Genomic DNA, 25,922 nt, shown 5'->3' with positions numbered 1-25,922 from the left:
GGGGCCTGGGCCGGTGGCGGGGGGTGTGGCGGCCTGGACGCATCGTTGCCTCAGTTCCTGGTGCTGGGAGTCGGGGGCTCAGGAGCGGGGGTCGATGCGCCAGCCGCGGGCGTCGCCGATCACTTCGGTGGAGCTGTCGGTGATGACCTGCCGGGTGTAGTCGTCGCGGAAGAGCCGGTGCTTCACGTCGAACGCGGCGAGGTCGTTCGCGCACTTGCCGTTGGCGTAGCAGTGGTCGACGCGGATCCTGAGGACGACGGTGCGGTAGTCGGGCGTCTGGTCCTGGTTCTGGAACCAGGCGCGGATCTTCCAGCCGGCGAGGCCGTAGCCGCGGTTCGGAGCGGCCTGGACGACGTCGAACGTCCACTTGTCGGCGGGGGTGAAGGCGCACGCGTTGATCGAGGCGTCGACCTCGGCGGCGCGCTCCCAGTCGCCGTAGATGTTCTGCGACTGCAGGTGGTAGGTGGGCGAGGGGGCGCACGCCGTGGCGGCCCGGCCGGTCCGCGCGGAGGCGGCGGGCGCGGAGGTGGCCACGGCGGTGACCGTCAGGGCGGCGGCCGCGAGGCGGAGCCCCGTGCGGCGCGGGGTCGTGCTGTTCATCCGGTTTCTCCTCACGATTGACTGTTCGTGGGCTACCCATCGAGCGTGACACGTAGTCATCGGGCGCGCACACATTGTCGTCCGAGTGGATCCCGCCGGCCTGGGCCGTCCGGTGGAGGGCCGCACCGACCCCGCTCGACCTGCCCGACCGCTTCGATGCTGCGCGAGGAGTCCTGGCCGGAGGTCAGGAACGCCCGGTCGTCCGGCGGTCGCGCCGTCCCCCGGTGTCCCCGCTCGGGCTGCCCTTCCCGTTCCGGCGACGGGGTGGGTGTCCGGGGCTCACCGGAACCGCGCCCTTCGCGGCCGGCCGCCGGCCAGGGGCGCCGGAGCGGGGGAGCGGCCGGGGTCACAAGGCGGTCTCGGCCGTTCCGTTCCCTTGACGGTGCTGCCGTGACCGGGATCTTATATGCCCCATCGCGTTCAAGCGTGTTCGTTCCTGAGTGATTTCGTTGAAGTGATCCAGCGTGTCCACCGGTCCTCATCATCCCCTCGGGCCTTCGGCGACGCCCGGTCGCTGCGGCTGAGGCCCGGCCACCGCTTCCCGGGGCTTCCGCCTCGTCGAGTCTCCCGTGCCGGTTCCTCGACCGGATCCCTCGGCATCCGCGCCGCCGCACCCATGGCTGTTCGTGGAGTCGTCCGGGTCACCTCACCCCGGCTCCGGCCGGACCCGCCGGTGGATGCCACGCCCCCACCCCCGCTGTTCCCCCCTTCGCTCCCGTGCAGAGTCGCGCGTCCCAATGGAGTCGTCATGTCCGTCACCCCGCAGCGCCGTATCGCGGCTGCCACCGGTCTCCTGCTCACGGTCGCCGTGAGTACCGCGTGTTCCACCGGTCAGGAGCCCACGTCGTCCTCCGGCGCTTCGGTGGCGCCGGTGAGCGGCAGGATCTCGATGACCTACCTGCAGAAGCAGGGGGACCAGGAGTACTTCATCGGGGAGGCGGCCGGCGCCAAGGCCAAGGCCGCGGAGCTGGGCGTCGACCTGAAGGTGGTGAACCTCGGCAATGACGCGAACAGGACCGTCAGCGAGGTCCAGTCCGCGATCGCGCAGAAGTCCAACGGCCTGATCATCGTCGTTCCCGACCCCGCGGTGGGTCCGCAGGTCGTCCAGGCGGCCGAGCACGCCAAGGTCGCCCTGCTCACCTCCGACGACCAGATCTGTGCGACCGGCCCCGACCCGTCCGTCTGCGCCAAGGCGGACCTGGTGCCCCGGATCGGATTCTCCGGCGCCCAGATGGGCGGAGAGGTCGGCAAGCGCGCCGCCGAGGAGTTCAAGAAGGCCGGCTGGAACCCGGCCGAGACCCGGACCATCTCGGCGTGGAAGCAGGACGTCACCGTCTGCACGGACCGTGTGAACGCGGCCAAGGCGGCGTTCGCCGCGGGTGCGAGCGCGGGCGTGCCGAACATCGACGTCGCCACCGACAACACGCCCACCGGAGCGCAGGACAAGATCGCCGCGACGGTGACCGCCAACCCGGGCGTGAAGAACTGGGTCGTGTGGGGCTGCAACGACGAGAACGTGCAGGGCGGCGTCACCGCGCTGGAGAACGCCGGCTTCAAGGCCGACCACGTCATCGGCGTCGGCCTCGGCGCCTACCTCGCCTGCAAGAACTGGACCGGTGGCAAGCCCACCGGCATGCGGGCCGCCCTGTTCATCAACGGCAAGGACGTCGGGGCGCTGGCGGTCCAGACCCTCTACGACCACCTCAAGAACGGCAAGGCCATGCCCGCCGAGGCGTTCGCCCCCACCACCATGGTCGACGCCACCACCTTCAGGACCAGCGGCGCCGCCTGCAACTGAGCCCGGCCCCGCACGAAGCGGGACCACCCGGTGGCAGCGGGCAGTGCCGGGGCTCGTCCGTCATGTCCTCGGACCGGTGGCAGACGGTCCGAGGATGCGTCTCAGCGGAACGAGTGCGCGTCGGGCCGTACGAGTGACGGGCCGCCCATGCCGGGCAGGCCGCCCTCCCGGTAGAGGGAGAGGATCCGCCGGAGTCGGCGATGGACGCCGGAGAGCTGAAAGGTCACACCGGATTCGGCGGCGATCCGGCCGGAACGCTCCAGCGCCATGAGTCCATGGGAGTCACAGAACGTCACGGCGGCGAGGTCGACGGTCACTCGGCGCACTCCGTCGCGGAGGCAGGCACCGACGGCCCGGTCCACCAGCGGAGCCGAGTCGAGATCCAACTCGCCTGCCAGTCCCACCAGGACGGATTCGGTCGATGCGACCACGCGGACGTACAGCGGCTCTGAGCTGTTCATCGGCTGGACCCTCCCGAGCGGGCTGGGGCAGCGCGCGCCGTCCCGGAGAGGAAGCGGCGGACGCGTGAGGCCAAAGGCCGCACGCCGCCAGAATGCCCTAATCAACCCATTTGGGGTAGTCCTGGGCCGAAGTGCCTCCTACGGTCACCGTGTGTGTGCAGCCCGCCCCCGGGTGCCCTCGGCGGCGTTCTGGCCGAGGTGGCGGCCGGAGCAGTCGCCGGCGCCGAGCCTGGTGCAGAACGTGACGGCGGCATTGCCGTCCGGGGGCGTTCCCCCGGGACGGATCACCCGGTTCCCGGGCCGGCGGGAACCCCGGTCGTCGCTGTTGAGGATCTCGCATCGGGGACGTACTGCTGGACGGCGAGGAGTTGCCTGTCGCGTCTGTCGTCCGGGCGGTTTCGCGAAGGGCGTGCAGCCGGGCGATCCACGTCCCTGCCGCCTGCGTCGGGACGGCGCAGGCGTCGCCGAGCAGGAGTGGCGAGGCCGGACAGTGCCGAGCAGGAGCCCGGTGTGCAGGCGCACACGCGTGGCCTGATGGACCAGGGCCAGGTGGAGGGCAACGCCGGACGGGCGGAGCGGCCTTGCGGCAGCCCCGCCCGTCCGCGGCGGCGCAATTCCGTGCGGTCCCGGTTGCGTCCCGGCCGTTTGTGCCGGCGCCGGGGGTCTACCCCGGGTTCGGGGCCGTGGTGGCCCCTGTCGTGGTGGGCGTGCGGGTGGCGGCGGCGAGGTCGGCGCGCAGGGCGGTGACGTCCTGGGCGGCGCGGGCGGCGGGGAGGCCGGTGCCGTTCTCCTCGCAGACGCGGATCAGGTGCAGTTGTGCGCGCTGGAGCCGGTGGAGGGTGCGGGCGGCCTTGCGTCCGCGGGTCCTGCGCAGGTGGGTGCGCAGGTGGCGGCGCCGGTGCAGGGAGCCGAGGGCGGCGCGCTCCTCGGGGGTCATGAGGTCGTCGTCGAGGTAGTGGTCGGCGACGGCACGGATCTGGGTGCCTTCCTCGTGGCCGGCGAGCTTCCACAGCAGGTAGCCGGCGGCGAGGATCGGCAGGCCCTTGACCAGGGAGAGGACGACCATGCCGCCCACGCCGCCGCCTCCGACGTTCTGCAGCCAGGGGGAGTTCCAGAGGAAGTGCATGGACCAGGCCAGGGCGAACGCGCCGACGGCGACGGCGGTGCGCCGGATCAGGGGTTCGTGGCGGCGGGTGACGAAGTATCCGATGCCGAAGGCGGCGACCGAGGTGTAGAGGGCGTGGCTCCAGATGCCGGTGATCACTCCGCGCACCAGGAACATCAGCCCGACCGGGGCGATCTGGTTGGCGTAGGGGAACTGGATCGCGGTGTTGACCGAGTAGAGGAGGTCCTCCACGATCTGGAAACCGAGGCCGATCATCGCGCCGACGACCACGACGGACAGGATCGTCCGGAACTGGGTCCGGGCGATCATGATCAGCACGACAACGCCGAGCAGCTTGAGGATCTCCTCGTTGATCGGCCCGGCCAGCGCCGGGCCCCAGTCCGCGGTGAACTGCGGGCCGAAGAGTTTGGCGGACAACGACTCGACGGCGGAGTTGACGGGGAGCGCCAGGTAGCAGGCCGCGAAGCCGCCCCAGGCGAAGGCCATCGCGAAGCCCAGCGGCGGGTGCTGCTCGAACAGGTCGAGCGAGCGGAAGAACAGCAGGAACGGCACCGCGTACAGCGTCCAGAGCAGGGTGGCGAACACCACGGCCGCCGGCACGATGCGGAATCCGAGGGTGAAGTTCGACACCATCGAGAAGACGCCGTTGGCGAGGAGGAACACGTAGAGCCAGAACGCGGCGCGGCGGGGCTGGAAGAACCCGTCCACGCCGAGCGGCGCGCGCTCGTCGACCAGGGCGCCTGCGCTCAGTCGGCGGTGCGGGGTGAGCGGCTCGTGGAGTGTGCTCATGCCCGGGCCCCTGTCGTGACGCTGTCGACCATCTGCTGGAACTCGCCCGTCGCGGAGGGCTGTGCACCGGATGCGCTCTGCCCGTTGAGGGTGACCACGGTCTTCGCCCCGGGGTCGTAGGCGATCCACATGGTGCCCTCGATGCCGGAGGTGAAGTAGGAGAACTTCACGCCGGTCAGGCCGTTGCCGGTGTGGAAGGACTGGTCGTTGCCGTACAGGTGGACGGTGCCGTCGGCGCGGAGGATCTTCTTCTCCCTGGCGGTCTGCTCCTCCAGGGTGCCCATCCACTCCGCCGTCGAGACGACGAACGCACTGGACTTGCCGGTCACCACCGAACGCTGCCCCGGGGTGGTCCCGGCGCGCTCCAGCGACCAGCCGCTCGCCGGGACGAAGGAGACGCGGTCGGAGACGGCGATCACCGTGCCGGGCCGGACCTCCTCCTTGCCGGAGGTGTGCTCGTCCCAGAGCGTCCAGAACCCCACGTAGGCGAACACGAACGCCAGTACCAGGAGCGATCCCCTCAACGTCCCGTACCGCTCCCGTCGGGGTATCGCCGGCAACACCGCCGGCACCGGCGGTTGACCGCTGTGCATAAAGAATCCTCCTGCAAACCCTCAAATAAGCGTAAAGAGTGCACAGGATAGTCGAATTGCCGAAAACGGTCATAACGCTTCGATCCCGTGCCCGCAGGTGGATCCCGCCGGGATGCGGTGAAGTGTGCTCGGCGGTGGTCCGACAGACACCCGCAGTGCGTACGGAGAGCCGCTGGCGGGTCGACCGGGCTCCGGCGGGTGGGAGGTTCCTCCGAGTCCGATCCATGCCGACGGCCGGGCGGCGGCGGTCCACCGTCCGGTCGTCGGGGAGCAGCGCTCCGTCCGCGTCGCGCTGTCCGTGCTCCGCCCGGGCCGGGACGCCGTGACCACGGCCCGGGCGGCGGGTGCTGACCGAGCCCGTCAGGCGATGCGGCGGGCGCCGTCGGCGGGGGTGGCCGCGAACACGCGTGGCGGGGCGTGGCCGGCGGCCGCGAAGGCGGCGGTGACAGCGGCGGTGACGGGGTCGGCGCGGTCGGCGCGGACGAGCGCGATGACGGAGCCACCGAAGCCGCCGCCGGTCATCCGGGCACCGAGGGCGCCGGCGTCCTCGGCGGTGGCGGCGGCGAGGTCGGTCTCCGGGCAGGAGACCCGGTAGTCGTCGCGCAGGGAGGCGTGCCCGGCGGTGAGGACCGGACCGAGGCCGGCCGGCTCGCCGGCGTCGAGCAGGGCGGTGGCGTGCCGGACCCGGTCGTCCTCCGTGACCACGTGCCGGACCAGTGGTCGCAGCTCCTCCGGCAGTCGCTGGAGGGCCCCGGGCAGGGCAGCGGCCGTGAGGTCGCGCAGCGCGGGGAGACCGAGCAGCTCGGCGGCCCGCTCGCAGCCGGCCCGCAGCTTCGCGTACGCGCCGTCGGCGAGGTCGTGCTTGACCCGGGTGTCGATCACGAGCAGCCGCAGCCCGGCGCCCCGGAGGTCGAGCGGGACCTGCCGGGTGGTCAGGTCGCGGGTGTCCAGGAGCAGGGCGTGGCCCTCTCGGCAGCTCATCGAGGCGGTCTGGTCCATGATCCCGCAGGGGACGCCGACGTAGGCGTTCTCGGCGTGCTGGGCGAGCCGGGCGAGCCGCACACCGTCCAGGCCGAGGTGGTAGAGGTCGTTGTAGGCGGTGACGACGGCGCATTCCAGGGCGGCCGAGGAGGAGAGGCCGGCGCCCTCGGGTACGTCACTGTCGATGAGCAGATCCGCCCCGGCGACGACGTGGCCCGCGTTGCGCAGGGCCCAGACGGCGGCCGCGGGGTAGGCGGCCCAGCCTTTCGTGCCGCCGGGGGTGAGCCCGTCGAGGTCGAGAGTGGTGATCCCCTCGCCGCCCCGGGTGCTGTGCAGGCGCAGCAGGCCGTCCTCGCGGCGGCGGGCCTGGAGCCGCGTGGTGTGCGGGAGGGCGACGGGCAGCACGAGGCCGTCGTTGTAGTCGGTGTGCTCGCCGATCAGGTTGACCCGCCCGGGGGCTGCCCAGGTGCCTTCGGGCGCGGCGGAGTAGAGGGTCCGGAAGGCGGTCATGCGGGGTGCTCCAGGGTGAACTTCCAGGCGTCGGCCACGATGTCGTCCAGGTTCGGGCGGCGCGGCGTCCAGCCCAGGGCCTCGTGGGCGCGCTCGGCGGAGGCCACCAGCACGGCCGGGTCGCCCGCACGGCGGCCGGTGGTCCGCACCGGGATCTCCCGGCCGGTGACGCGCTTCACGGACTCGATGACCTCGCGCACCGAGAAGCCGCTGCCGTTGCCCAGGTTGCAGATCAGGTGCTCGCCCGGCTCGGCCGCGTCCAGCGCCAGCAGGTGCGCGTCGGCGAGGTCCGCGACGTGGATGTAGTCGCGGATGCAGGTGCCGTCCGGGGTCGGGTAGTCGTCGCCGTACACCGCGATGTGCGGGCGCTGTCCCAGCGCGGCCTGGAAGACCAGCGGGATCAGGTGCGACTCGGGGTCGTGGCGCTCGCCGTAGGCGCCGTACGCGCCCGCGACGTTGAAGTAGCGCAGCGAGACGGCGGCCAGGCCGTGGGCGACGGCCTCGCTGGTGATCAGGTGGTCGACGGCCAGCTTGGTGGCGCCGTAGGTGTTGGTCGGCGCGGTGCGGGCGGTCTCGGCGATCGGCACGACCTCGGGCTCGCCGTAGGTGGCGGCGGTGGAGGAGAAGACGAGCTTGCGCACGCCCGCCGCGCGCATCGCGGCGATCAGCTCCAGCGAACCGGCCACGTTGTTGCGCCAGTACTTCTCCGGGTCCTCGACGGACTCGCCGACCTGCGAGGAGGCGGCGAAGTGCAGCACCCCGTCGAAGGAGGCGTCCAGGACCTTCCCGGCCTCCTGGATCCGGCCCTCGACGAACTCGGCACCGGCCGGCACACCCTCCCGGAAGCCGGTGGAGAGGTCGTCCAGGACGGTCACCCGGTGTCCCGCCTCCAGCAGGCGCGCGGCGACCACGCTTCCGACATAGCCGGCACCACCCGTGACCAGGTACTTACTCATGATGCGACCTCCCGGAGGCGCTCGGCCGCCTGTTCCGGCGCGATGTCGTTGACGAAGGCGTCCATGCCGGATTCGACCCCGGCCAGGTACTTGAGCTTGCCGGCCGCGCGGCGGACGGTGAACAGCTCCAGATGCAGGGCGAGTTCCTCGCCGCCCGTGGCGGGGGCCTGGTGCCAGGCGGCGATGTACGGGGTCGGCGTGGCGGTTCCGCCGGCGCCGGCCGCGGGGAACAGGCGGTCGAAGCGCCGCAGCAGTTCCAGGTAGAGGCCGGGGAACTCGGCGCGTTCGGCCTCGGTGAGCCGGGTGAGGTCGGGGACGCGGCGGTGGGGGAAGAGGTGCACCTCGTAGGGCCAGCGGGCGGCGAAGGGCACGAAGGCGGTCCAGTGGCGCCCGGTGAGGACGGTGCGCCGGGGGTCGGTGTGTTCGGCGGCGAGGAGGTCCTCGAAGAGGTTGCGGCCGGTGGCGGCGCGGTGGCGGGCGGCCTGTTCGGTCATCCGGGCGGTGCGGGGCGTGGTGAAGGGGAAGGCGTAGATCTGGCCGTGCGGGTGGGCGAGGGTGACGCCGATCTCGGCGCCGCGGTTCTCGAAGCAGTAGACCTGCTCGACGCCGGGCAGGGCGGAGAGTTCGGCGGTGCGGTCGGTCCAGGCGTCCAGGACGAGCCGGGCCCGGGCCTCGTCGAGGTCGGCGAAGGAGGCGTGGTGGTCGGCGGTGAAGCAGACCACCTCGCAGCGGCCGGTGCCGGCGAGTGCGCCGCGCAGCGGGTCACCGGCGACGTAGCCGGGGTCGCGGCTGTCCGCGGCGAGTGACGGGAAGCGGTTCTCGAAGACGGCCACCTGGTAGTCGGAGGCGGGGATCTCGCTGAACCGGCCGTCCGCGGAGGGGCAGAGCGGACACTCGTCCGCGGGCGGCCGGTACGTCCGGGCCTGGCGGTGGGCGGCGATGGTCACCCACGCGCCGGTCATCGGGTCGCGGCGGATCTCCGAGCCGTTGGCCGGGGCGTCCAGCGGGCGGCGGTCGACGGTGTTGCGGGGGACGCGCCCATCGGTGTCGAAGTAGATCAGCTCGCGCCCGTCGGCGAGCTTGCTGGTCGTCCTGATCACGGCTTCCTCTCGGCGGGGCTCCGGGCGGCGAGTGCCTCGCTCTGCCGGAGGACTACGATGCAACATAATCAAACATTAATAAGCAAAAAGCAACAGAAGGTGGATGGAGTCTTCTGCGAACTCCCGTGCTCCGGAGGGCCCGTCGCGAAGAGCACGGGCGGGCATCGGCACGGGTCGGCCTCCGCGCGGGAACGAGCAGGGTGCTGTGCCGATCGAAGCCGTTTCCCCTGCGATAGGTGGACGGCAGCGTCGGCCGGCGTGGGGACGCGTCACGTTACGGGCGGCCGTGGGCGGGATGGAGACCGATCAGGAGCGTTGTGGCAGATCAGGGCTTGTTGGCGCACCAGCGCCGGGCGCTCATCCTGGAGCACGTGCGCAGGGACGGCGCGGTGCGGGTCGCCGACCTCGTCGAGGAGTCCGGCGTCTCGGACATGACCATCCGGCGGGACCTCGACGCGCTGGCCAGGGCCGGCGGTGTGGAGAAGGTCCACGGCGGGGCCGTCGTCGCGACCGGAGCCGCCACGGAGGAGCCCGGCTTCGAGGCCAAGTCCACCCGTGAGTCCGCGGCCAAGGCCGCCCCCGCCGGCCGTGCCACTGCCCCGGGGGACCTCACAGGGGCCGTGGCACGCGGAGGGCCGGGCCCGGCCTTCCGGCGGGGGTGTCCGCGGAGGCGTCGGGGGCGCCGGTGACGACCAGTTCGCCGACCCTCTCCGCGATGACCGCACGGGCCTCCGGCGGCATCCCGTCGTCGGTGATGAACCAGCCGACCTGGTCCAGGTCGGCGAAGGTGCTGAGCCCGGTGATGCCCCACTTCGTGTGGTCCGCGACCACCGCAACGCGGCGGGCGCGTGAGAGGAACACCCGATTGGTCTGCGCCTCCGCGAGGTTGGGGCTGGTCAGTCCCTCGCGCTCGGTGACTCCGTGGACGCCGAGGATCAGCAGGTCCACGTGCAGAGAGCTGATGGCGTGGTCGGCGATGGGCCCGACGAGAGCTTCGGTGGGCGTCGCACTTCCGCCCGTCAGGAGGACGACGGGCGGGCGGTGGGTGGTGTCCGCCGCGCCGCGGACGAGCCGCTCGATCGGGAGCGAGTTCGTGAGGATGGTGAGGTCCGGAACGTTCAGCAGGTGCGGCGCCACGGCGTGCGTGGTGGATCCGCCGCTGACGGCCACCACGGTGCCGGGCTTGACCAGGGCAGCGGTCGCCTCGGCGATGCGGGCCTTGGCCGCGGACTCGCGGGTGGACTTCACCGCGAAGCCGATTTCCTCACTGGTGCCGGCGGTGACCGCGCCGCCGTGCACCTTCTCCACCGCTCCGGAGCGGGCCAGGGCCTCGAGGTCGCGGCGGATCGTCATGTCCGAGACCCCGAACCTGGTCACGAGGTCGGACGCGCGCACGGCGCCGTCGCGTCGGACCAGCTCCACGATGAGGGCGCGGCGTTGCTCGGCGAGCAGTCCCTGGTCGGACATCAGCATGCTGTCGTCAACTCCCTCACGGATCGGACGGAAGGCCGGAGTTCGTGCGGCGGACCGCGGGCGCGGGGCCCGGCGCCGCCGGCTGCCGTGCGCGTGGCTCGCGGCCGGTCACGAACGTGCCGGTGGCGTCCGCTGGGGTGGACGCCACCGGCGTGGTTGGCGAGCAGGCCGACCCTCAGCGGCCGTCGCCGGTCCGCCGGGTGGCGTCCTGTCCGGCCGTCGCCCCTTCGCGACGGCTGTGTTCGACAGAGCTCCCGGCGGAGTTCGGGGTGGTGGTCAGGCGGGGAGGCCGATGGCGCGTTCGCCGTTGCGGCGTTGCTGGATGACGACGGCGATGACGAGGAGGGCGCCCTGGGCGACGTTCTGCCAGAAGGAGTTGATGCCCTGGACGGTGAGGCCGTTCTCCAGGCAGCCGAGGAGGGCGACGGCGAGGAGGGTGCCGCCGATGCCGCCCTTGCCGCCCTTGAGGGCGCAGCCGCCGAGGGCGGCGGCGGTGATGGCCTTGAGTTCGAGGCCTTCGCTGCCGGAGACGGGCTGTCCGGAGCCGGTGCGGGCGGTGAGGAGGATGCCGGCGACGGCGGCGACGGTGCCGATGAGGGCGTAGACGGCGATCAGGTACTTGTTGATGTTGATGCCGGCGAGGCGGGCGGCGGTGTCGTTGCCGCCGATGGCGTAGATGTTGCGGCCGATGTCGGTGTACTTGAGGAGGAGGTGGACGGCGACGGCGGTGAGGATGAGGATCCAGACCATGACGGGGAGTCCGGCGATCTTGCCGCGGCCGAGGAAGATGAAGATGTCGTCGTTGAGGACGTAGCCCTGGGCGCGGCCGTCGGAGAGGAGTTGGGCGAGGCCCTTGTAGGCGGCGAGTCCGGCGAGGGTGGCGATGGTGGGGTTGACCCGGCCGTAGACGATGACGATGCCGTTGAGGATGCCGACGAGGAGGCCGACGCCGATGGCTGCGGCGATGCCGGCGAGGGCGTTGGAGCCTGCGGAGGTGAAGGCCATGGCGGAGACGACGGAGGCGACGCCGGCCTGGGAGCCGACGGAGATGTCGAGGCCGCCGCAGATGATGACGACGGTCTGGACGACGGCGAGCAGGCCGGTGATGGTGGCTGCCTCGGCGATGACCTGCATGTTGGAGATCGACAGGTAGTTGTCGTTGAGGGTGCCGAAGAGGGTGAGGACGACGGCGAGGGCGCCGATGAGGCTGAGGTTCTGCCCACCGACCGAGGCCAGCAGCGTGCCGCCGGTCTCCTTGCGTCGGTGCGGGACGCCGTTCTTGGTGGTCGGCGGGGTACCGGCGGTGGTGCTCATGCGGAAGCTCCAGGAATGAGGGTGGTGGCGATGTCGTCGGCCATGGCGAGGTTGAGGATCGCTTCCTCGCTCGCGTCGGCGCGGTCGAGTTCGCCGGTGATGCGGCCGTTCTGCATGACGACGATGCGGTCGGCGAGGCCGAGGACTTCGGGGAGTTCGGAGGAGATGACGAGGACGGCGACGCCCTCCTTGGCGAGGTCGGCGATGATCTGGTAGATCTCGGCCTTGGCGCCGACGTCGATGCCGCGGGTGGGTTCGTCGAGGATGAGGACCTTGGGCTTGCGGGCCAGCCAGCGGGCGAGGACGACCTTCTGCTGGTTGCCGCCGGAGAGCTTGCGGACCTCGTGCTCGATGGACGGCGTGCGCACCCGCAGCCGGTCGGTGTAGTGCTGGGCGAGCTCGCGTTCGGCGCTGCGCCGGACGAAACGCAGGCGGCGCAGCCGTTCCAGGACGACGGTGGAGGTGTTGTCGCGGATCGAGCGCTGGAGGAAGAGGGCCTGGGCCTTGCGTTCCTCGGGGGCCAGGCCCAGGCCCGCACGGATGACGCCACCGGGGTTGCCGGAGGGCAGGCGCTTGCCGTCCAGGGTGACCGTGCCGGAGTGGATGGGCAGGTCCCCGGCCAGGGCGAGGGCGAGTTCGGAGCGTCCGGCGCCGATGAGGCCGGCGAGGCCGACGACCTCGCCGGCGTGGATCTGCAGGTCGATGTCGTGGACGACGTCGGTGGTGACGTTGCGCACGTCCAGGACCAGGCGGTCGGTGGCGACGTGCTCGCGGGAGAACATGGTGGACAGGTCGCGGCCGACCATGAGGCGGACGAGCTCGCCTTCGGTGGTGGTCGCGGCGTCCTGGACGCCGGCGAGGGTGCCGTCGCGCAGCACGGCGATGCGGTCGGCGAGCTGGAAGATCTCCTGCATCCGGTGGGAGACGTAGATGACGGCCACACCCTGGTCGCGCAGGCGGCGGATGAGGGCGAAGAGTGCGTCGACCTCGTGCTCGGACAGCGAGGAGGTCGGTTCGTCGAAGGCGATGACCTTGGCGTCGCCCGTGAGGGCTCGCATGATTTCGACGAGCTGGCGTTGGGCGGGGGTGAGCCGGGAGCCGAGGAGGTCGGGGTCGAGGACCTTGTCGAAGCCCAGGCGTTCGAGGTCGGCGGTGATGCGCCGGCGCAGCTCGGCGCGGTCCAGGCGGCGGCCGTTGCTGCGGGGCAGGGAACCGGCGTAGACGTTCTCGGCGACGGAGACGTGCGGGATGATCTCGGGTTCCTGCGGGATGATGCGGATGCCGGCGCGGCGGGCGTCGGTGGGTGAGGCCAGGGTGAGGGGCTGTCCGTCGAGGAGGACGTGGCCCTCGGTGGGCTGGTGGTCGCCGGTGAGGATCTTGAGCAGGGTGGACTTGCCGGCGCCGTTCTCCCCCATCAGCGCGGTGACCTGCCCGGCCGGGAAGTCGAGGGTGACACCGCCGAGCGCCTGGACCGCCCCGAAGCGCTTGGTCACCTGGTGCACACCGGCACTCCCGGTGGTCGGCGGACGGGGATCTGGGTTCGCGGCGGAAGCTGGACTCATCGGGTCACCTCGGCGTCGTGCGGGAGGGTTGGGTAGGGCGTGCGGCCGGTGCGCCGCGTTCGTCCGCGCACCGGGGTCGGGAGCGGGCCGGGTGCGGCCCGGCGCTCCGGTCTCGCTGGGTGTCGAAGAAAGGGGCTCTCCCGGGCCCGGCGGGGCAGCTGTCGGGCCCGGGAGAGCCCCGAGGCCGGCTGTGGGGGGAGCCGGCCCGACCGACGGGCGTCAGTTGCAGGTGACGCCGGCGCTCTGCCAGGTGGTGGCGTCGACCATGGTGGTCGGCGCGAAGGCCTCCTTGGGGAAGTCCTTGCCGTTCTTGAGCTTGTCGTACATGGTCTGGACGGCCAGCGCGCCGACGTCCTTGCCGTTGATGAACAGCGCGGCCTTCATGCCGGTGGGCTTGTTGCCGGTCCAGTTCTTGCAGGCGAGGTAGGCGCCCAGGCCGACGCCGATGACGTTGTCGGCGCCGATGCCGGCGTTCTGCAGGGCGGTGACGCCGCCCTGGACGTTCTCGTCGTTGCAGCCCCAGACGACCCAGTGCTTGACGCCGGCGTTGGCGGTGACGGTCGCGGCGATCTTGTCCTGGGCGCCGGTGGGGGTGTTGTCGGTGGCGACGTCGATGCCCTGCACGCCGGGGACGGCCGCGTTGAAGGCCTCCTTCGCGCCCTTGACGCGGTCGCCGCAGACGGTGACGTCCTGCTTCCAGGCGGAGATGACGCGGGTGTCGGCGGGGTTCCAGCCGGCCTTCTTGAACTCCTCACCGGCGCGCTTGCCGACCTCGGTGCCCATCTGCTGCCCCGAGAACCCGATCCGGGCCACCAGGTCGTCCTTCGCGCACGCGGCCGGGTCCGGGCCGGTGGAACAGATCTGGTCGTCCGAGGTCAGCAGCGCCACCTTGGCGTCACGCGCGGTCTGCACGACCTGCGGGCCCACCGCCGGGTCGGGTACCACGATGATCACGCCGTTGGACTTCTGCGCGACCGCGGACTGCACCTCGCTGATGGTCTTGTTGGCGTCGCTGCCGAGGTTCACCACCTTCAGGTCGACCCCCAGCTCCGCCGCCTTCGCCTTCGCACCGGCCGCCTCACCGACGAAGTACTCCTGGTCGCCCTGCTTCTGCAGGTAGGTGATCGAGATCTTCCCGCTGACCGGTGCGACCGAGGCATCGCCTCCGGCGACGGACTCCTGGCCGGTGGAACACGCGGTCATCAGGCCCAGCGAGAGCAGCAGGCCGGCCGCGGCGGCGGCACGGGTGGTGGGACGCAACATGGGAGCTCCTTCGAGGCCGCACCCGTCTTGGGGGACGGGACGGGTGCGAGGGGTGGGGCACGGGGTGCACACACTGGTGGATTGCGAGCGGTGAAGTGCGCTGCGGAGCGGGCCAGATGGTGGTTTGTGGCCCGAACCTCTCCGCCTGCGCTGGCTAATCCAACGTAAACAGCCAGTAACGAACACTTCCGAACGCGATGGAGATATGACACCCCTGTTTCGGAAGCCCGTCAAGCCACCTGCTGGGTCGAGATCACCTTGTGACGTCCCGCCGCCGCCTGCGCCGACCGGGCGGGCCGTGCGCGGGCCGCCCGGGTGTTCCGGCGCCGGAACGCATCGGTAACGCTTCTGTAAAGCCCCGGGACGGCGGTGGGTCACGGCGCTCCCACCAGTGACCGCCGCACCCGGACCGTCGTGTTCCGAGCCGCACGTGCAAGGAGAACAGTGAGAGAGCCCTCAGCCTCCCGGAGTGCCTTCGAGTCCCGTGGCCCGATGGTGCGGCAGGGCGACGGTGCCGCCAAGCCGTGTCCGAGGGGTGGGCGTGGCCCCCGGCCCGCCGGCGTCGCGCGGGCCGGTACGGCGGTGGCCGGCCCCGCGCTCGCGCGGGGCCGGCCGGGGTTGCGCCGGGTCGTTCAGTTGCCGAGGGTGACGGCGGTGTCGTCGATCAGGTACGTGGTCCGGGCCGCGAGGTCCTCCCGGCCCACGAAGGTCACGGTGACGTACTGCCCGGCGTACGCGGACAGGTCGACGCTCCTGCGCACGTAGCCGGTGGTGGCGTCCAGGTTGGACCAGGTGGCCAGGGCGGTGCCGTCGGCCTGGACGGTCAGCGTGTCGTACGGGACGGTCCTGGTCTCCTCGTCGGTCGTGATGTCCACCCAGAAGCTGAGGGTGGCCCGGCAGCCGTAGGGGATGTGGACGGGCTGGGACAGCGTGTCGGTGCGGGTGCTGCCGTAGCCGTTCAGCCAGGCCTTCCAGGAGCCGCTGCGCGGCGACGTGTAGGGGTTGGTGGAGTCGATGGTCCGGCTGTTCGACGCCGTCCACCCGATGGGGCCGGACTCGAAGCCTGGGTTGGCGAACAGCTGGGCGGTGGCGCACTGGCCGACGGTGTAGGTCGTCCAGGTGAAGGTCAGGCGGTCGAGGGCGCCGGTGGGGTCCGTGGCCGTGAGGGTGACGGTGCTCGTGGCCGGGGTGGTGGGGGCGCCGGAGATCAGGCCGGTCGAGGCGTCGATCGTCAGGCCGGCCGGCAGGCCGGTGGCGCCGTAGGTGAGCGGGCCGGGGTTGCTGCTGGTGGCCGTCGGCCGGAGGTGCACGGCGGTGCCGGTCTCGGTGACCTGGTCGCCGGGGTTGACCAGGGTCACGCCTGCGGTGAGGCGGGGGCCGACGTTGACGGCGGCCCAGGCGTTGGCGGTGTTCCGGTAGGCGGGGCTGTCGGTGCCGTACAGGTCGGCGGCGGCCCGGAGGGTGGCGGTGCGGGCGCCCGCGTAGTCGGTGGCGGACGTCATGTAGGTGCTGAGCGCCCGGTACCAGACGGTCGCGGCGGCGTCCCGGCCGATCGGGTTCACCGGCAGGCCGTCGGAGGTCGGCGAGTCGTAGGCGACGCCGTTGACGCGCTTGGCGCCGCTGCCCTCGGAGGCCAGGTAGAACCAGTGGTTGGCCGGGCCGGAGGACCGGTGGACGTCGGTGGAGCCGATGCCGGAGTACCAGTAGTCCCGGGAGTCGCCGTCCTTGGAGGGTTTGTCCATGGAGCGCAGCGGCGTGCCGTCGCCGTTGATGTCGATCTTCTCGCCGATCAGGTAGTCACCCGGGTCGGAGGCGTTGTCGGCCCAGAACTCCACGGCGGTGGCCATGATGTCGGAGGTGGCCTCGTTCAGGCCGCCGGACTCCCCGCTGTAGACCAGGCCGGCGGTGGCGGAGGTGACACCGTGCGTCATCTCGTGGGCGGCCACGTCGATGGAGGTGAGCGGGTGGGCGTTGTCGTTGCCGTCGCCGTAGGTCATGCAGAAGCAGGTGTCCCACCAGTACGCGTTGGCGTAGCCGTTGCCGTGGTGCACGCGGCTGGTGGCGGCCACGCCGTCGTTCCGGATGCCGTTGCGGCCCTGGACGTCCTTGTAGTAGTCCCAGGTCAGCTGGGCGCCGTAGGCCGCGTCGACGCCGGCGGTCTGCGGCTGGTCGGGGCGGCCGTTGCCCCACACGTCGTCGTCGTCGGTGAACAGGCTCCCGGTGTTCCCGTCGTCCTCGCTGTGCCGCTGATCGTACGTCCGGTGCCCGCCACGGGTGTCGTCGGTCAGGACGTGGCCGCCGTCGGCCGCCGTGGTCCCGATGGTGACCTGGCCGGAGTACTGGCTGTTGCCGGTGCCGTTCCTGACGTCCTGGTACTCGAACAGCTCGGCGCCGGTGCCCGCGTCGGTGACGACGTGCAGCTCCGACGGCGTCCCGTCGTGCTGCACGCCGCCGACGACGCTCTCCCAGGCGAGCACCGGAGTGCCGGAGGCGGCCCACACCACCTGGCGGACGGACTCCGCCGCCGCGTCCGACCCGCCCGCGGCCCGGGCGCGCTCCAGGGCACGGGCCTCGGCGGCCGCGGCGGGGACGGCGGCGATGCCGGAGGTGATCCCGAGGGTCGCGGCCGTGGCCTTGTCGACGCCCTCGACCGCGCCGTTCACGGTCGTGTGGACGACCAGATCGCCGCCGAGGACGGGCAGCCCGGCGAAGGTGCGGTCGTAGCGGGTGTGCCGCGTGCCGTCCGCGTCCTGCGTGACGGACTTCGGGACCAACTCCTCCTGGGCGCCCAGGCCCAGGGCTGCGGCGGTGTCGTAGCGGCGGGCCCGGGCGTCGGCCAGCAGTGCCGTCCGCCGGTCCGGGTCCAGTGCTGCCGCCAGCGCACCCGGGCGGGGAGCGGCGCCGCCGGAGGCGGCCCGACCGGCCCCGTCGTGCCCGGGGACGCTCGCGGAGGTGGCACCCGCGCCGACCGGGGTGGCGCCGGCCGGATGGACGGGAGCGACCAGGACGGCACCGAGCACCAGCGCGCTCGTGACGCCGGCCTTGTGGCGGAATCGTTTCAACGGAGCTCCTCAGGGGTGCGGTGAGCTCGACCGGTTCGGTCCGGTCGGGCCGGGGGAGGGCGTCCAGCGGGTGGTCAGGACCGCGCCGTGCACTCAACAAGCCCGTCCTGCACAGGCGATGAGGGTGCGTCAGGCAGGCAGCAGCGTGCCATGTTTGCGCAGCCATGTCATGGCCGCCCTCAGGGGAACGGCCGAAAGGCGAGCACCGGCGGCGGGGCGTCCGGCCCGCCGCCGGGCGCCCGGCGCCGGCCCCCGTGCGCGGGCGGCCGTGGCTCCGTCGGCCTGCTCGGGGCGCGTGCGGCGGTGGCGGAGGCGGTGCGTCGCCGGGGTGTGTCCGGGCGCGGCCGGGCCGGTAGGGCCGCGGCGGTGGTGATGGCCGAATGCGATCCGTCGGCGTGCCGGCGGGATCCGGGCCGTCCGCCGCCGATACCGACGCCGGCGGCTGGGCGGCGTCGGCAGTGTCGACGCCGCGGGGGAGGCGGTCGCGGGCCGCGGCGTCGGCGGCCCGGACGGCCTCCGGTGGACGGCCGGCCGCCCGCGTCCGGCCCGTCACCTCCGGGGCGGCGGCCCCCCGCACCGGTCTCCCGCCGGCGACTGTTCGAGGGCCGCCCGGCTCCGAGCACCGTAGAGGGCGAGATCGCGCTCCTCGCCGCGGATGCCGGCAGCCTGCTGGAACCCGGCCAGGGCGCGCTCGGTCACGGCGTCGAAGCGCCCTCGCACGAAGGCCGACTCCGGCGGGACGCACCCGGCCCGCACCAGCAGCCTCTGCAGGGCCACCACCTCGGGCCCGCTGTCGCCCCGCCGGAGTCCGGGAGTGGCGGGCGACGCGGTGGCGGACGGCGAAGCGGTCGGGGTCGGAACGACCGGTGGTGCCGGTGCGACCGGGACGCCCGATGCGCCCGATGCGCCCGGCGGGCCCGGTACGGCTGCGGTCGGGCCTTCGGCGGACGGCGCGGGCGGCAGGGCCGAGCGGGTGGGGGTCGGAGCGGGAGTCGTGGCCCTGACCCTGCTCGGAGCGGGTGTCGGCCGGGCCGGCGGTGATTCGCGCGCCGGTGTCGGCTGCGTCGTGCTCGGGGGCGCCGGGGCCGGGGCGACGACGTCCGCGGTGGTGGCCGAGGCCCCGCCCGACGACGCCGAGCCGGTGACGTCGCCCGGGGGGGTTTCGGCCATCGCCAGCCCGAGGGCCAGCGCGACCGTGCCGACGCCGGCGGCGCCGATGGCGAGACGCCGACGTGCCGTGCCGTGCTTCGGCCTGGTCCGGCGGTGGGTCCCGCCCAGGACGATCCCGTCGGACGGCTCCTCAGGTGGTGGCGGCCCCCCGGGGCGGGCCGGCTGCGAGCGGCCGGGCTGCGGGGGGACGGGCTCGGAGGCGGGCGGGGACGTCGGCCGGGCAACGGTCGCCGGCCGGAAGCGCACCAGCAGGGCGTCCCGCAGGTGGCCGGCCTCCCAGCGGTGCACGGCCCGCAGGTCGGCCAGCGCCCGGCGGCAGCGGTCGCACCGGGAGAGGTGGGAGGCGAGTTCGACGGGAGCGGGCGTGCGGGCGGTGGCCGACTCCGCGAGCAGGGCGGCCAGATGCCGGCACCGGCGCTCCGGCGCCCCGACGGCGTGGACCCGGACGTACGCGTCCGCCAGCGCCGTGCGGGCCTCCGCCGGGACGGCCGGAGCGGTGGCGGACGACGTCGGCGCGGCCCCGGTGTCCGGTGCGAGCGCCCGCCACAGCTCCGACGCCGGGTCGTCCGGCAGCTGCCCCAGCGCACCGAGCAGCGGGCTGTTCTCCTCGGCCACGGCGACGACCTCGCGGAAGCCCTGGTGGGGTGCCCTGCGGACGGACAACCAGATCCGGAAGTCCGGTGACAGGTCACCGCCCCGGCCGGCGGCGGCCCACCCGGCGGCGAGCAGGCGCGCCTCGCCCAGCAGGAGGCAGACCCAGGGCGGGCCCGGGAGCTGCCCACGGCGCGAGGCATCGAGCGACCTGTCGAAGACGGCGGCCGCCAGGGTCTGTGCCTCCTTCGCCGTCGCGCAGAGGGTGCCGGCGTAGGCCAGCACCAGGTCGCCGTAGCGGCGCGTCAGCTCCCGGGTCGCGGCGTGCCGCGCGGAGTCCGAGAGCAGGAGCTCGTCGAGCTCCGCGTCGCTGAAGGAGTGGGGGGAGGGTGGCATCGAGGGTCCTCGGTGGCATCGGCCTTGGGGCGGACGGGTACGAACCCCATGCCTGCCGCAGGCGGCGTTGCGCTTGCGGGCGTCCGGTCCCGGCGCGGCACGGCGGCCACGGCCGGTGGGACACCGGGCGATCGGTGGTGCGGGAGCTCGCGGCGCCACGGACGTCGACGACACGGTTGGACGGCACAGCACACTCCTCGGGGCCAGGGGGCTCGCAGAGAGGGAGCCGGGAGGGCCGCCGGCGTCCTGCCGCGTGACGTGATCGTTATCCGGACCGGCGGGGTGCCGCGGCCGATCGAGCAAGTCACCAGAAGTGCACAGGCCCGGACGTGATCGCCCGGGGACGAGCCACCGGGCCGAGAATCCGGGCGGGCCTCACGCACCACCGCTCCGTCGTGGCTCTGTGTTCCCAGGTTCTGACGGTCTGCTGACGCGTCCGGGGCGATGGTGCCGGAATGTGTCGAAGTTTGATGGATCTCTTGACATGCCGGGCATGCGCTTCGAAACTCTCGGTCGACCCCACTTGTTTGCGCCAACACAGCGGGACGGCTGTGTCCGGCGCAGGCAAGTGGGGCGGACGCCCCGGGACGTTCCCGCCCCGAGGGGCGGCAGCTCGCCGAGGCCGCCGGTAGCCGGGCCCGAGTCCGATCGGTCCGGTCCGCGCACCACCCCCACCAGGGCATTCGCTCTCCCCGGCACGGTGCCGGAAGGCACTCCGCACCCCCGGTTCGAGCAACGGGCCCCACCCCCACCCCCACCCACGATGCATGCGCGGACCGCACGCACCCCTTCCCGGCACGGGACGCCGGGGAACGGGCAGTACCCGCCGAGACGGTTCGGCGGATCCGTCGGCCGTGTCCTGTTCGCGTTGCCACGGCTCGCGGTCGTTCGGCGCATGCACCGGAGAACGAAGGTATGTGACCATGCCGAGACTTCGAACGATCCTGTTCGGCGCCGTACTGGCGCTGCTCCTCCCGCTCCTCCAGGGAGTCGCCACCGCCGAGGCCGCCACGGTGACGATCACCAACGGCACCCGCTTCACGGACACCGCCGGCAACCCCGTGCAGGCCCACGGCGGCGGTGTCATCAAGGTCGGTAAGTACTACTACTGGTTCGGCGAGGACCGGAACGCCGACAACACCTTCCACTACGTCTCGGTCTACCGCTCCACCGACCTGAAGAGCTGGGAGTTCCGCAACCACGCCCTGACCCAGGCGGCCGACCCGGAGCTCGGTTACGCCGTCATCGAGCGGCCCAAGGTCATGTACAACGCGGCGACCGGCCGGTTCGTCATGTGGATGCACAAGGAGAACGGCTCCGACTACGGCGAGGCCCGCGCGGCGGTCGCCGTCTCCAGCACGGTCGACGGCACCTACACCTACCGGGGCAGTTTCCGGCCGCTGGGCGAGATGTCCCGTGACATCACGACCTTCGTGGACGACGACGGCACCGGCTACATGATCTCCGCCGCCAACGAGAACCGTGACCTGCACGTCTACCGGCTGACGGCGGACTACACGGGCATCGACGCCCAGGTCCAGAACCTCTGGGCCGGCCAGTCCCGCGAGGCGCCGGCGATGTTCAAGCGCAACGGCGTGTACTTCCTGCTCAGCTCCACCACGAGCGGCTGGAACCCCAACCAGCAGCGGTACGGCACCGCCACCAGCATCACCGGCGCCTGGAGCGGTCTCTCGGACATCGGCGACGGCGTCACCTACGGCAGCCAGACCGCGTTCGTGCTGCCCGTGCAGGGCACCGGCGGCACCGGCTACCTCTACATGGGCGACCGCTGGGGCAACTCCTTCGGCGGGACGGTCAACGACTCCCAGTACGTCTGGCTGCCGCTGGCCTTCCCCACCGACACCACCATGACCATGGGGGCGTCGCCCCAGATCCAGGTGAACGCCGCGACCGGCGCCATCACCCCGATGAAGGCCACCTGGGAGAGCCTGACCGGCCGCGGGAGCGGCCGGTGCGCCGACGTGGGGAACTACTCCTTCGCCCCGAACGCCCAGCTCCTCCAGTGGAGTTGCGGCAACGGCGCCAACCAGAACTTCTGGCTCAAGAACCTCGGCACCGGCTACGTGCAGATCATGGCCAGGCACAGCGGTCTGTGCCTGGACGTGAGCGGCGCGTCCACCGACGACGGCGCGCCCGCCGTGCAGAACACCTGCGACGGCCGGACCTCCCAGCAGTGGCAGGTCCAGAAGGTCACCGGCGTCGGCTACGTCCGCCTCGTCGCCCGCCACAGCGGCAAGTGCCTGGACGTCATCAACCAGTCCACCGCGGACGGCACCGCGCTGGAGCAGTGGACCTGCGGCACCGGTACCAACCAGCAGTGGCTGCGCACCACCACCCCCTGACCGTCCCCACCCGATCCGCGCTCGACGACGCCCCTCCACTCCCCGTACGGCGGAGGGGCGTCGTCGTGGGCGCCCGCACCCAGTCCAGGAGTCTTCGTGTTCCCACCCAAGCAGCCGCCCGCCCGCTCCGGCCGGGCCCGGTTCGGCGCCGCCGCCGCCGCGGTCGCGGCCCTCACCGCGAGCACCCTGGGTGCCGCGCCCGCCACGGCCGCCGAAGCGACCGCTCACGTCACCGTCCGCCTCGATCCCGGCTACCAGCAGCAGCCGTTCCAGGGCTGGGGCACGGCGCTGGCCTGGTTCGCCAATGTCACGGGGGGCTGGCCGGACGCCCGGCGCAACCAGCTCGCCGACTACCTCTACGGCGCCGACGGTCTGGGCTTCACCGTCGCCCGTTACAACATCGGCGGCGGCGACAGCCCCGAGACCGCGCCGTACCTGCGTCCGGGCGCCGCGGTCCCGGGGTACTGGAACCGCCCCGCCGCCGACGGCCCGCCGGCGGGCGGCGCGGACGGCTGGACGGAGCCCGTCGACTGGTGGAACGCGGCCGACCCGACCCACTGGAGCGCCGACCCCGACCCGAACCAGCTCTGGTGGCTGAAGGCCGCGAAGAGCCGTGGCGCGGACACCTTCGAGGCCTTCTCCAACTCCGCGCCGTACTTCATGACCAACAGCGGCCTGGTGTCCGGTGCGACCGACAGCGGGCGGGACAACCTCCGCGCCGACCAGTACGACCGGTTCGCCGCGTACCTGACCGGGGCCGTGCAGCGGGCGCAGTCCGCCACCGGCGTCACCTTCGGCTCCGTCTCCCCGGTGAACGAGCCGGGGACGTCCTACTGGGGTGCGGGCGGGCGGCAGGAGGGCTCGCACTGGGACCAGGCCTCCCAGGCCCGCATCATCGCCGGCCTGCGCAGCGCGCTGACCGGAGCCGGCCTCGGCACGCCGGTGGCGGCGATGGACGAGACCAACGCGGACATGTTCCGGGACGCCTGGGACTCCTACGACGCGACGACCCGCGCTGCCGTGGGCAAGCTGAACAGCCACACCTACGGCCAGGGCGGCCGGACCGGCGCGCGCGACATCGCCAAGGGCTCCGCCAAGCCGCTCTGGATGTCCGAGGTCGATCTGGGCGGCAGCGTGCCGCAGAGCTTCACCGACATGTCCCCGGCCCTCGACTTCGCGCGGCACATCAACGACGACATCAGGGAGCTGGAGCCCAGCGCCTGGGTGATGTGGCAGGCCGTCGACGACTACGTCAACATGACCCCCGGCCACGAGGACTCCAACTGGGGCCTGATCCAGACGGACCTCGCGTCCACCCACCCGGCGACCGAACCGCTGCGGCTGAACAAGAAGTACTGGGCGATGGCCAACTACAGCCGGTTCATCCGTCCCGGGGCCCGGGTCGTCGGGAGCGACGACCCGGACGCACTCGCGGCCCTGCGGCCCGGCGGCACGGGTGCGGTGGTCGTCTACACGAACCCCACCGGCGCGGACCGGACGGTCACCTTCGACCTCGGGGGCTTCCAGAACGTCGACACCGCCGTCCCCGTCGAGCGCTACACCACGGACGCCGGCAAGAACGTGCAGCGTGAGGGCGACCTCTCGGCCACCGCCGCCAAGACCCTCACCGCGACGGTCGGCCCGGGCTCGGTGACCACCTTCGTCGTTCCCGGCGCCACGGGCGTCGACAGCTCGGTGTCGACGGATCCGACCGGCCAGGTGCGGCAACTGCTGGCGGAGAACAGCGGCATGGCGCTGTCGACCGGCGCGACTGCCGGCAGCGGCCCCGTCCAGCGCCGTTCCGACCCCGCGGACACCGCGCAGCAGTGGAAGTTCACCAAGGTCTCCGGCGCCTGGGAGAACACCACCGCGTACCGGATCACCAGTGCCAGAACCGGCAAGGCCCTCAGCGTCAACGCGGGGGTGCTCGGCTTCGCCGCGCCGGGCTCGTCCACGCAGCAGCGGTGGATGCTCTCCACGACCGGCGACGGCCGCAGCACGCTGGTCAACGCAGCCGGCGGGAACCTCCTGGATGTGACGGGCGCGTCCGGGGCCGACGGTGCCCCGGTCGGCGTGTACAGGCCGACGACCGGGAGCAACCAGTCCTGGAGCGTGCGCAGTGCCGCTGCCGACGTCTGGAAGGCACTGCGCGTGGCCGGCAGCAACAAGTGCGTCGACATCCAGGGTTCCTCCACCGCGGACGGCGCGCCCGCCCTGCAGTACACCTGTGTCGGCGCCTCGAACCAGAAGTGGTCCCTGAGGCCCGCCGGCCCCGGCTACGTCAACCTGGTGGGCCTGCAGAGCGGCAAGTGCCTGGACGTCTCGGGCGCCTCCACCGCCGACGGCGCGGCCCTCCTGCTCTACGGCTGCAACGGCGGCCGGAACCAGCAGTGGTCGGTGCGCACCACCGTCCCCGGCCACGTGACCCTGATGGCCCGGCACAGCGGCAAGTGCCTGGACGTCTCCGGCGGCTCCCCGAACAACAGCGCCCCGCTGGTGCAGTACCCGTGCAGCGGGAGCGCCGACCAGCAGATCAAGGTCGGCTGACAGCTGACGCCGGGCCGTTGGGCCGCGGACGGTGCCGCCGTCCGCGGCCCAACGGCCCAACGGCCCAACGGCCCAACGGCCCGGCGTCGCGCGTCCGCGCCGGGGGAGGGCGGGCCCTACCTGCGTGCGCCGGCCGGCGGGCGGGCGGAGCTGGAGCGGACGACCAGCTCCGGGGTGACGGAGATCGTCCGGGTCGAGGGGGGCTCGCCGGGGTTGCGGTCGATCTGGTCCAGGAGGAGCGCGACGCACTGGCGGCCGACCTCCTCGAAGTCCTGCCGGACGGTGCTGAGCGGCGGGGCGAAGTACGCGGCTTCGGGCACGTCGTCGAAGCCCACGACGCTGACGTCCTCCGGCACCCGGCGGCCGGCGTCGCGCAGTGCCAGCATCAGGCCGAGCGCCATGTGGTCGTTGGCGGCGAAGACCGCGGTGACCTCCGGGCGGGCGGCGAGCTCCTTGCCGACCCGGTAGCCGGACTCGGCGGTCCAGTCGCCCAGAGCGAGCGGCGGGACGGGCGCGCCGTCGCCCTTCAGGGTGGCGTGCCAGGCGGCGGCCCGGCGGTGGGCGGCGTAGGAGTCCTGCGGGCCGCCGATGTGCCAGACGGTCCGGTGGCCGAGGCCGAGGAGGTGCTCGACCGCCGCCGTCGCACCGGCCGCCTGGTCGGTGTCCACCGCGTGGAAGCGGCGCTCCGGGTCGCCGTCGGCGACGACGACCGGGACTCCGCCGGAGACGGTGAACCCCTTCCGGTCGAGGATCTGCGCCTCGATGACGACGAGGCCGTCCACCGCCTGCTCGGTCAGCTGTCGGACCGCCTGCTGGACGGCGTCCTCGGTCTGCGCCTCCGCGCAGACCACGTTCACCGAGTACCCGGCGGCCTGGGCGGCGTGCGAGATGGCGGCGAGCGTGCGGGCGTTCCCCTGCGCGGCGAGGTCGAAGGTGACCACGCCGAGCACGTGGAAGCGGCCGAGGGTGAGTGCGCGGGCGGCGCTGTTGCGCTGGTAGCCGAGCATCCGCATCGCCGACAGGACCCGTTCCCGGGTCTCCGGCTCCACGTTGGAGCGGTGGTTGGCGACCCGCGAGACCGTCTGCGAGGAGACGCCGGCGAGGGCGGCGACGTCGGCCTGCGACGGCGGGCGCTGCCGGCCCCGGGTGCCCGTCCCGGGCGTCGTCGCTCTTCGTTCCATGCCGGTCCTTCCTCGCGTGTCTGCGTGAACATCGTAACGGTCGGACGCGGAGGGGAACGATGCGGGTCGGCGGCCACGAGGGAAGG

At 72.7% G+C, this 25,922-nt stretch carries 17 protein-coding genes and 1 pseudogene; 4 read left to right on the top strand and 14 right to left on the bottom strand.

The genetic code is table 11. The features are described from left to right. Positions 1-78: 78 nt before the first annotated feature. Positions 79-600, bottom strand: coding sequence for a hypothetical protein (locus tag OH807_RS01340; RefSeq protein ID WP_406192659.1), 522 nt, complete (start codon positions 598-600; stop codon positions 79-81). 748 nt (positions 601-1,348) lie between these two features. Here OH807_RS01340 and OH807_RS01335 point away from each other — a divergent pair. Then, positions 1,349-2,398, top strand: a complete 1,050-nt coding sequence (locus tag OH807_RS01335; protein ID WP_406192656.1) for a substrate-binding domain-containing protein — start codon at positions 1,349-1,351, stop codon at positions 2,396-2,398. A gap of 101 nt (positions 2,399-2,499) precedes the next feature. Here OH807_RS01335 and OH807_RS01330 read toward each other — a convergent pair whose 3' ends face one another. From OH807_RS01330 to galT, 6 genes are all read right to left on the bottom strand, one after another. Beyond that, on the bottom strand, positions 2,500-2,859 hold the full coding sequence (locus OH807_RS01330) for an STAS domain-containing protein (protein ID WP_406192653.1): 360 nt from the start codon (positions 2,857-2,859) through the stop codon (positions 2,500-2,502). A 664-nt stretch (positions 2,860-3,523) separates the two neighbouring features. Further along, on the bottom strand, positions 3,524-4,774 hold the full coding sequence (locus OH807_RS01325; RefSeq protein ID WP_406192650.1) for a PrsW family intramembrane metalloprotease: 1,251 nt from the start codon (positions 4,772-4,774) through the stop codon (positions 3,524-3,526). Beyond that, complete coding sequence (locus tag OH807_RS01320) at positions 4,771-5,298, bottom strand: hypothetical protein (protein WP_406192647.1); 528 nt, start codon at positions 5,296-5,298, stop codon at positions 4,771-4,773. The genes OH807_RS01325 and OH807_RS01320 overlap by 4 nt, the downstream gene beginning before the upstream one ends. A 429-nt stretch (positions 5,299-5,727) precedes the next feature. Then, on the bottom strand, positions 5,728-6,858 hold the full coding sequence (gene galK / locus OH807_RS01315; RefSeq protein ID WP_406192644.1) for a galactokinase: 1,131 nt from the start codon (positions 6,856-6,858) through the stop codon (positions 5,728-5,730). Then, on the bottom strand, positions 6,855-7,814 hold the full coding sequence (gene galE, locus OH807_RS01310; RefSeq protein WP_406192641.1) for a UDP-glucose 4-epimerase GalE: 960 nt from the start codon (positions 7,812-7,814) through the stop codon (positions 6,855-6,857). Before galE ends, galK begins: the two co-directional genes overlap by 4 nt. Continuing rightward, positions 7,811-8,914 (bottom strand): galactose-1-phosphate uridylyltransferase, encoded by a 1,104-nt coding sequence (gene galT / locus OH807_RS01305; RefSeq protein WP_406192638.1) that lies wholly within the window; start codon positions 8,912-8,914, stop codon positions 7,811-7,813. Before galT ends, galE begins: the two co-directional genes overlap by 4 nt. Before the next feature lie 317 nt (positions 8,915-9,231). On the opposite strand from galT, the pseudogene OH807_RS01300 reads away from it, so the two are divergent. Then, positions 9,232-9,549: pseudogene (locus OH807_RS01300) on the top strand (DeoR family transcriptional regulator); the annotation flags it as partial. Here OH807_RS01300 and OH807_RS01295 read toward each other — a convergent pair. From OH807_RS01295 to OH807_RS01270, 6 genes are all read right to left on the bottom strand, one after another. Next, on the bottom strand, positions 9,524-10,381 hold the full coding sequence (locus OH807_RS01295; RefSeq protein WP_406210625.1) for a DeoR/GlpR family DNA-binding transcription regulator: 858 nt from the start codon (positions 10,379-10,381) through the stop codon (positions 9,524-9,526). The pseudogene OH807_RS01300 and the gene OH807_RS01295 overlap by 26 nt on opposite strands. A 282-nt stretch (positions 10,382-10,663) precedes the next feature. Further along, entirely contained in the window at positions 10,664-11,701 is a 1,038-nt protein-coding gene (locus tag OH807_RS01290; protein WP_406192635.1) for an ABC transporter permease, read from the bottom strand. Further along, on the bottom strand, positions 11,698-13,203 hold the full coding sequence (locus OH807_RS01285; RefSeq protein WP_406192632.1) for a sugar ABC transporter ATP-binding protein: 1,506 nt from the start codon (positions 13,201-13,203) through the stop codon (positions 11,698-11,700). Before OH807_RS01285 ends, OH807_RS01290 begins: the two co-directional genes overlap by 4 nt. A 279-nt stretch (positions 13,204-13,482) precedes the next feature. Further along, positions 13,483-14,526 carry a substrate-binding domain-containing protein gene (locus tag OH807_RS01280; RefSeq protein ID WP_406192629.1) on the bottom strand — a complete coding sequence of 348 codons (1,044 nt, stop codon included), beginning with the start codon at positions 14,524-14,526 and terminating at the stop codon, positions 13,483-13,485. Between the two features lie 632 nt (positions 14,527-15,158). Continuing rightward, the gene (locus tag OH807_RS01275; protein ID WP_406192626.1) at positions 15,159-17,588 is read right to left on the bottom strand and encodes a M4 family metallopeptidase; all 2,430 of its coding nucleotides are present in this window, start codon (positions 17,586-17,588) and stop codon (positions 15,159-15,161) included. A 549-nt stretch (positions 17,589-18,137) separates the two neighbouring features. Then, complete coding sequence (locus OH807_RS01270; protein ID WP_406192623.1) at positions 18,138-19,745, bottom strand: peptidoglycan-binding protein; 1,608 nt, start codon at positions 19,743-19,745, stop codon at positions 18,138-18,140. 923 nt (positions 19,746-20,668) lie between these two features. Here OH807_RS01270 and OH807_RS01265 point away from each other — a divergent pair. Together OH807_RS01265 and OH807_RS01260 are read left to right on the top strand one after the other, a co-directional pair. Then, entirely contained in the window at positions 20,669-22,108 is a 1,440-nt protein-coding gene (locus tag OH807_RS01265) for an RICIN domain-containing protein (RefSeq protein WP_406192620.1), read from the top strand. 96 nt (positions 22,109-22,204) lie between these two features. After that, positions 22,205-24,655 (top strand): RICIN domain-containing protein, encoded by a 2,451-nt coding sequence (locus OH807_RS01260; RefSeq protein WP_406192617.1) that lies wholly within the window; start codon positions 22,205-22,207, stop codon positions 24,653-24,655. 116 nt (positions 24,656-24,771) lie between these two features. Here the strand turns inward: OH807_RS01260 and OH807_RS01255 are convergent, their stop codons facing one another. After that, entirely contained in the window at positions 24,772-25,836 is a 1,065-nt protein-coding gene (locus OH807_RS01255) for a LacI family DNA-binding transcriptional regulator (RefSeq protein ID WP_406192614.1), read from the bottom strand. Between the last annotated feature and the right edge of the window lie 86 nt (positions 25,837-25,922).

It is taken from the genome of Kitasatospora sp. NBC_01560 (genome assembly GCF_045208415.1).
Taxonomy (GTDB): Bacteria; Actinomycetota; Actinomycetes; order Streptomycetales; family Streptomycetaceae; genus Kitasatospora.
This window is presented reverse-complemented; position numbering and strand designations above follow the sequence as displayed.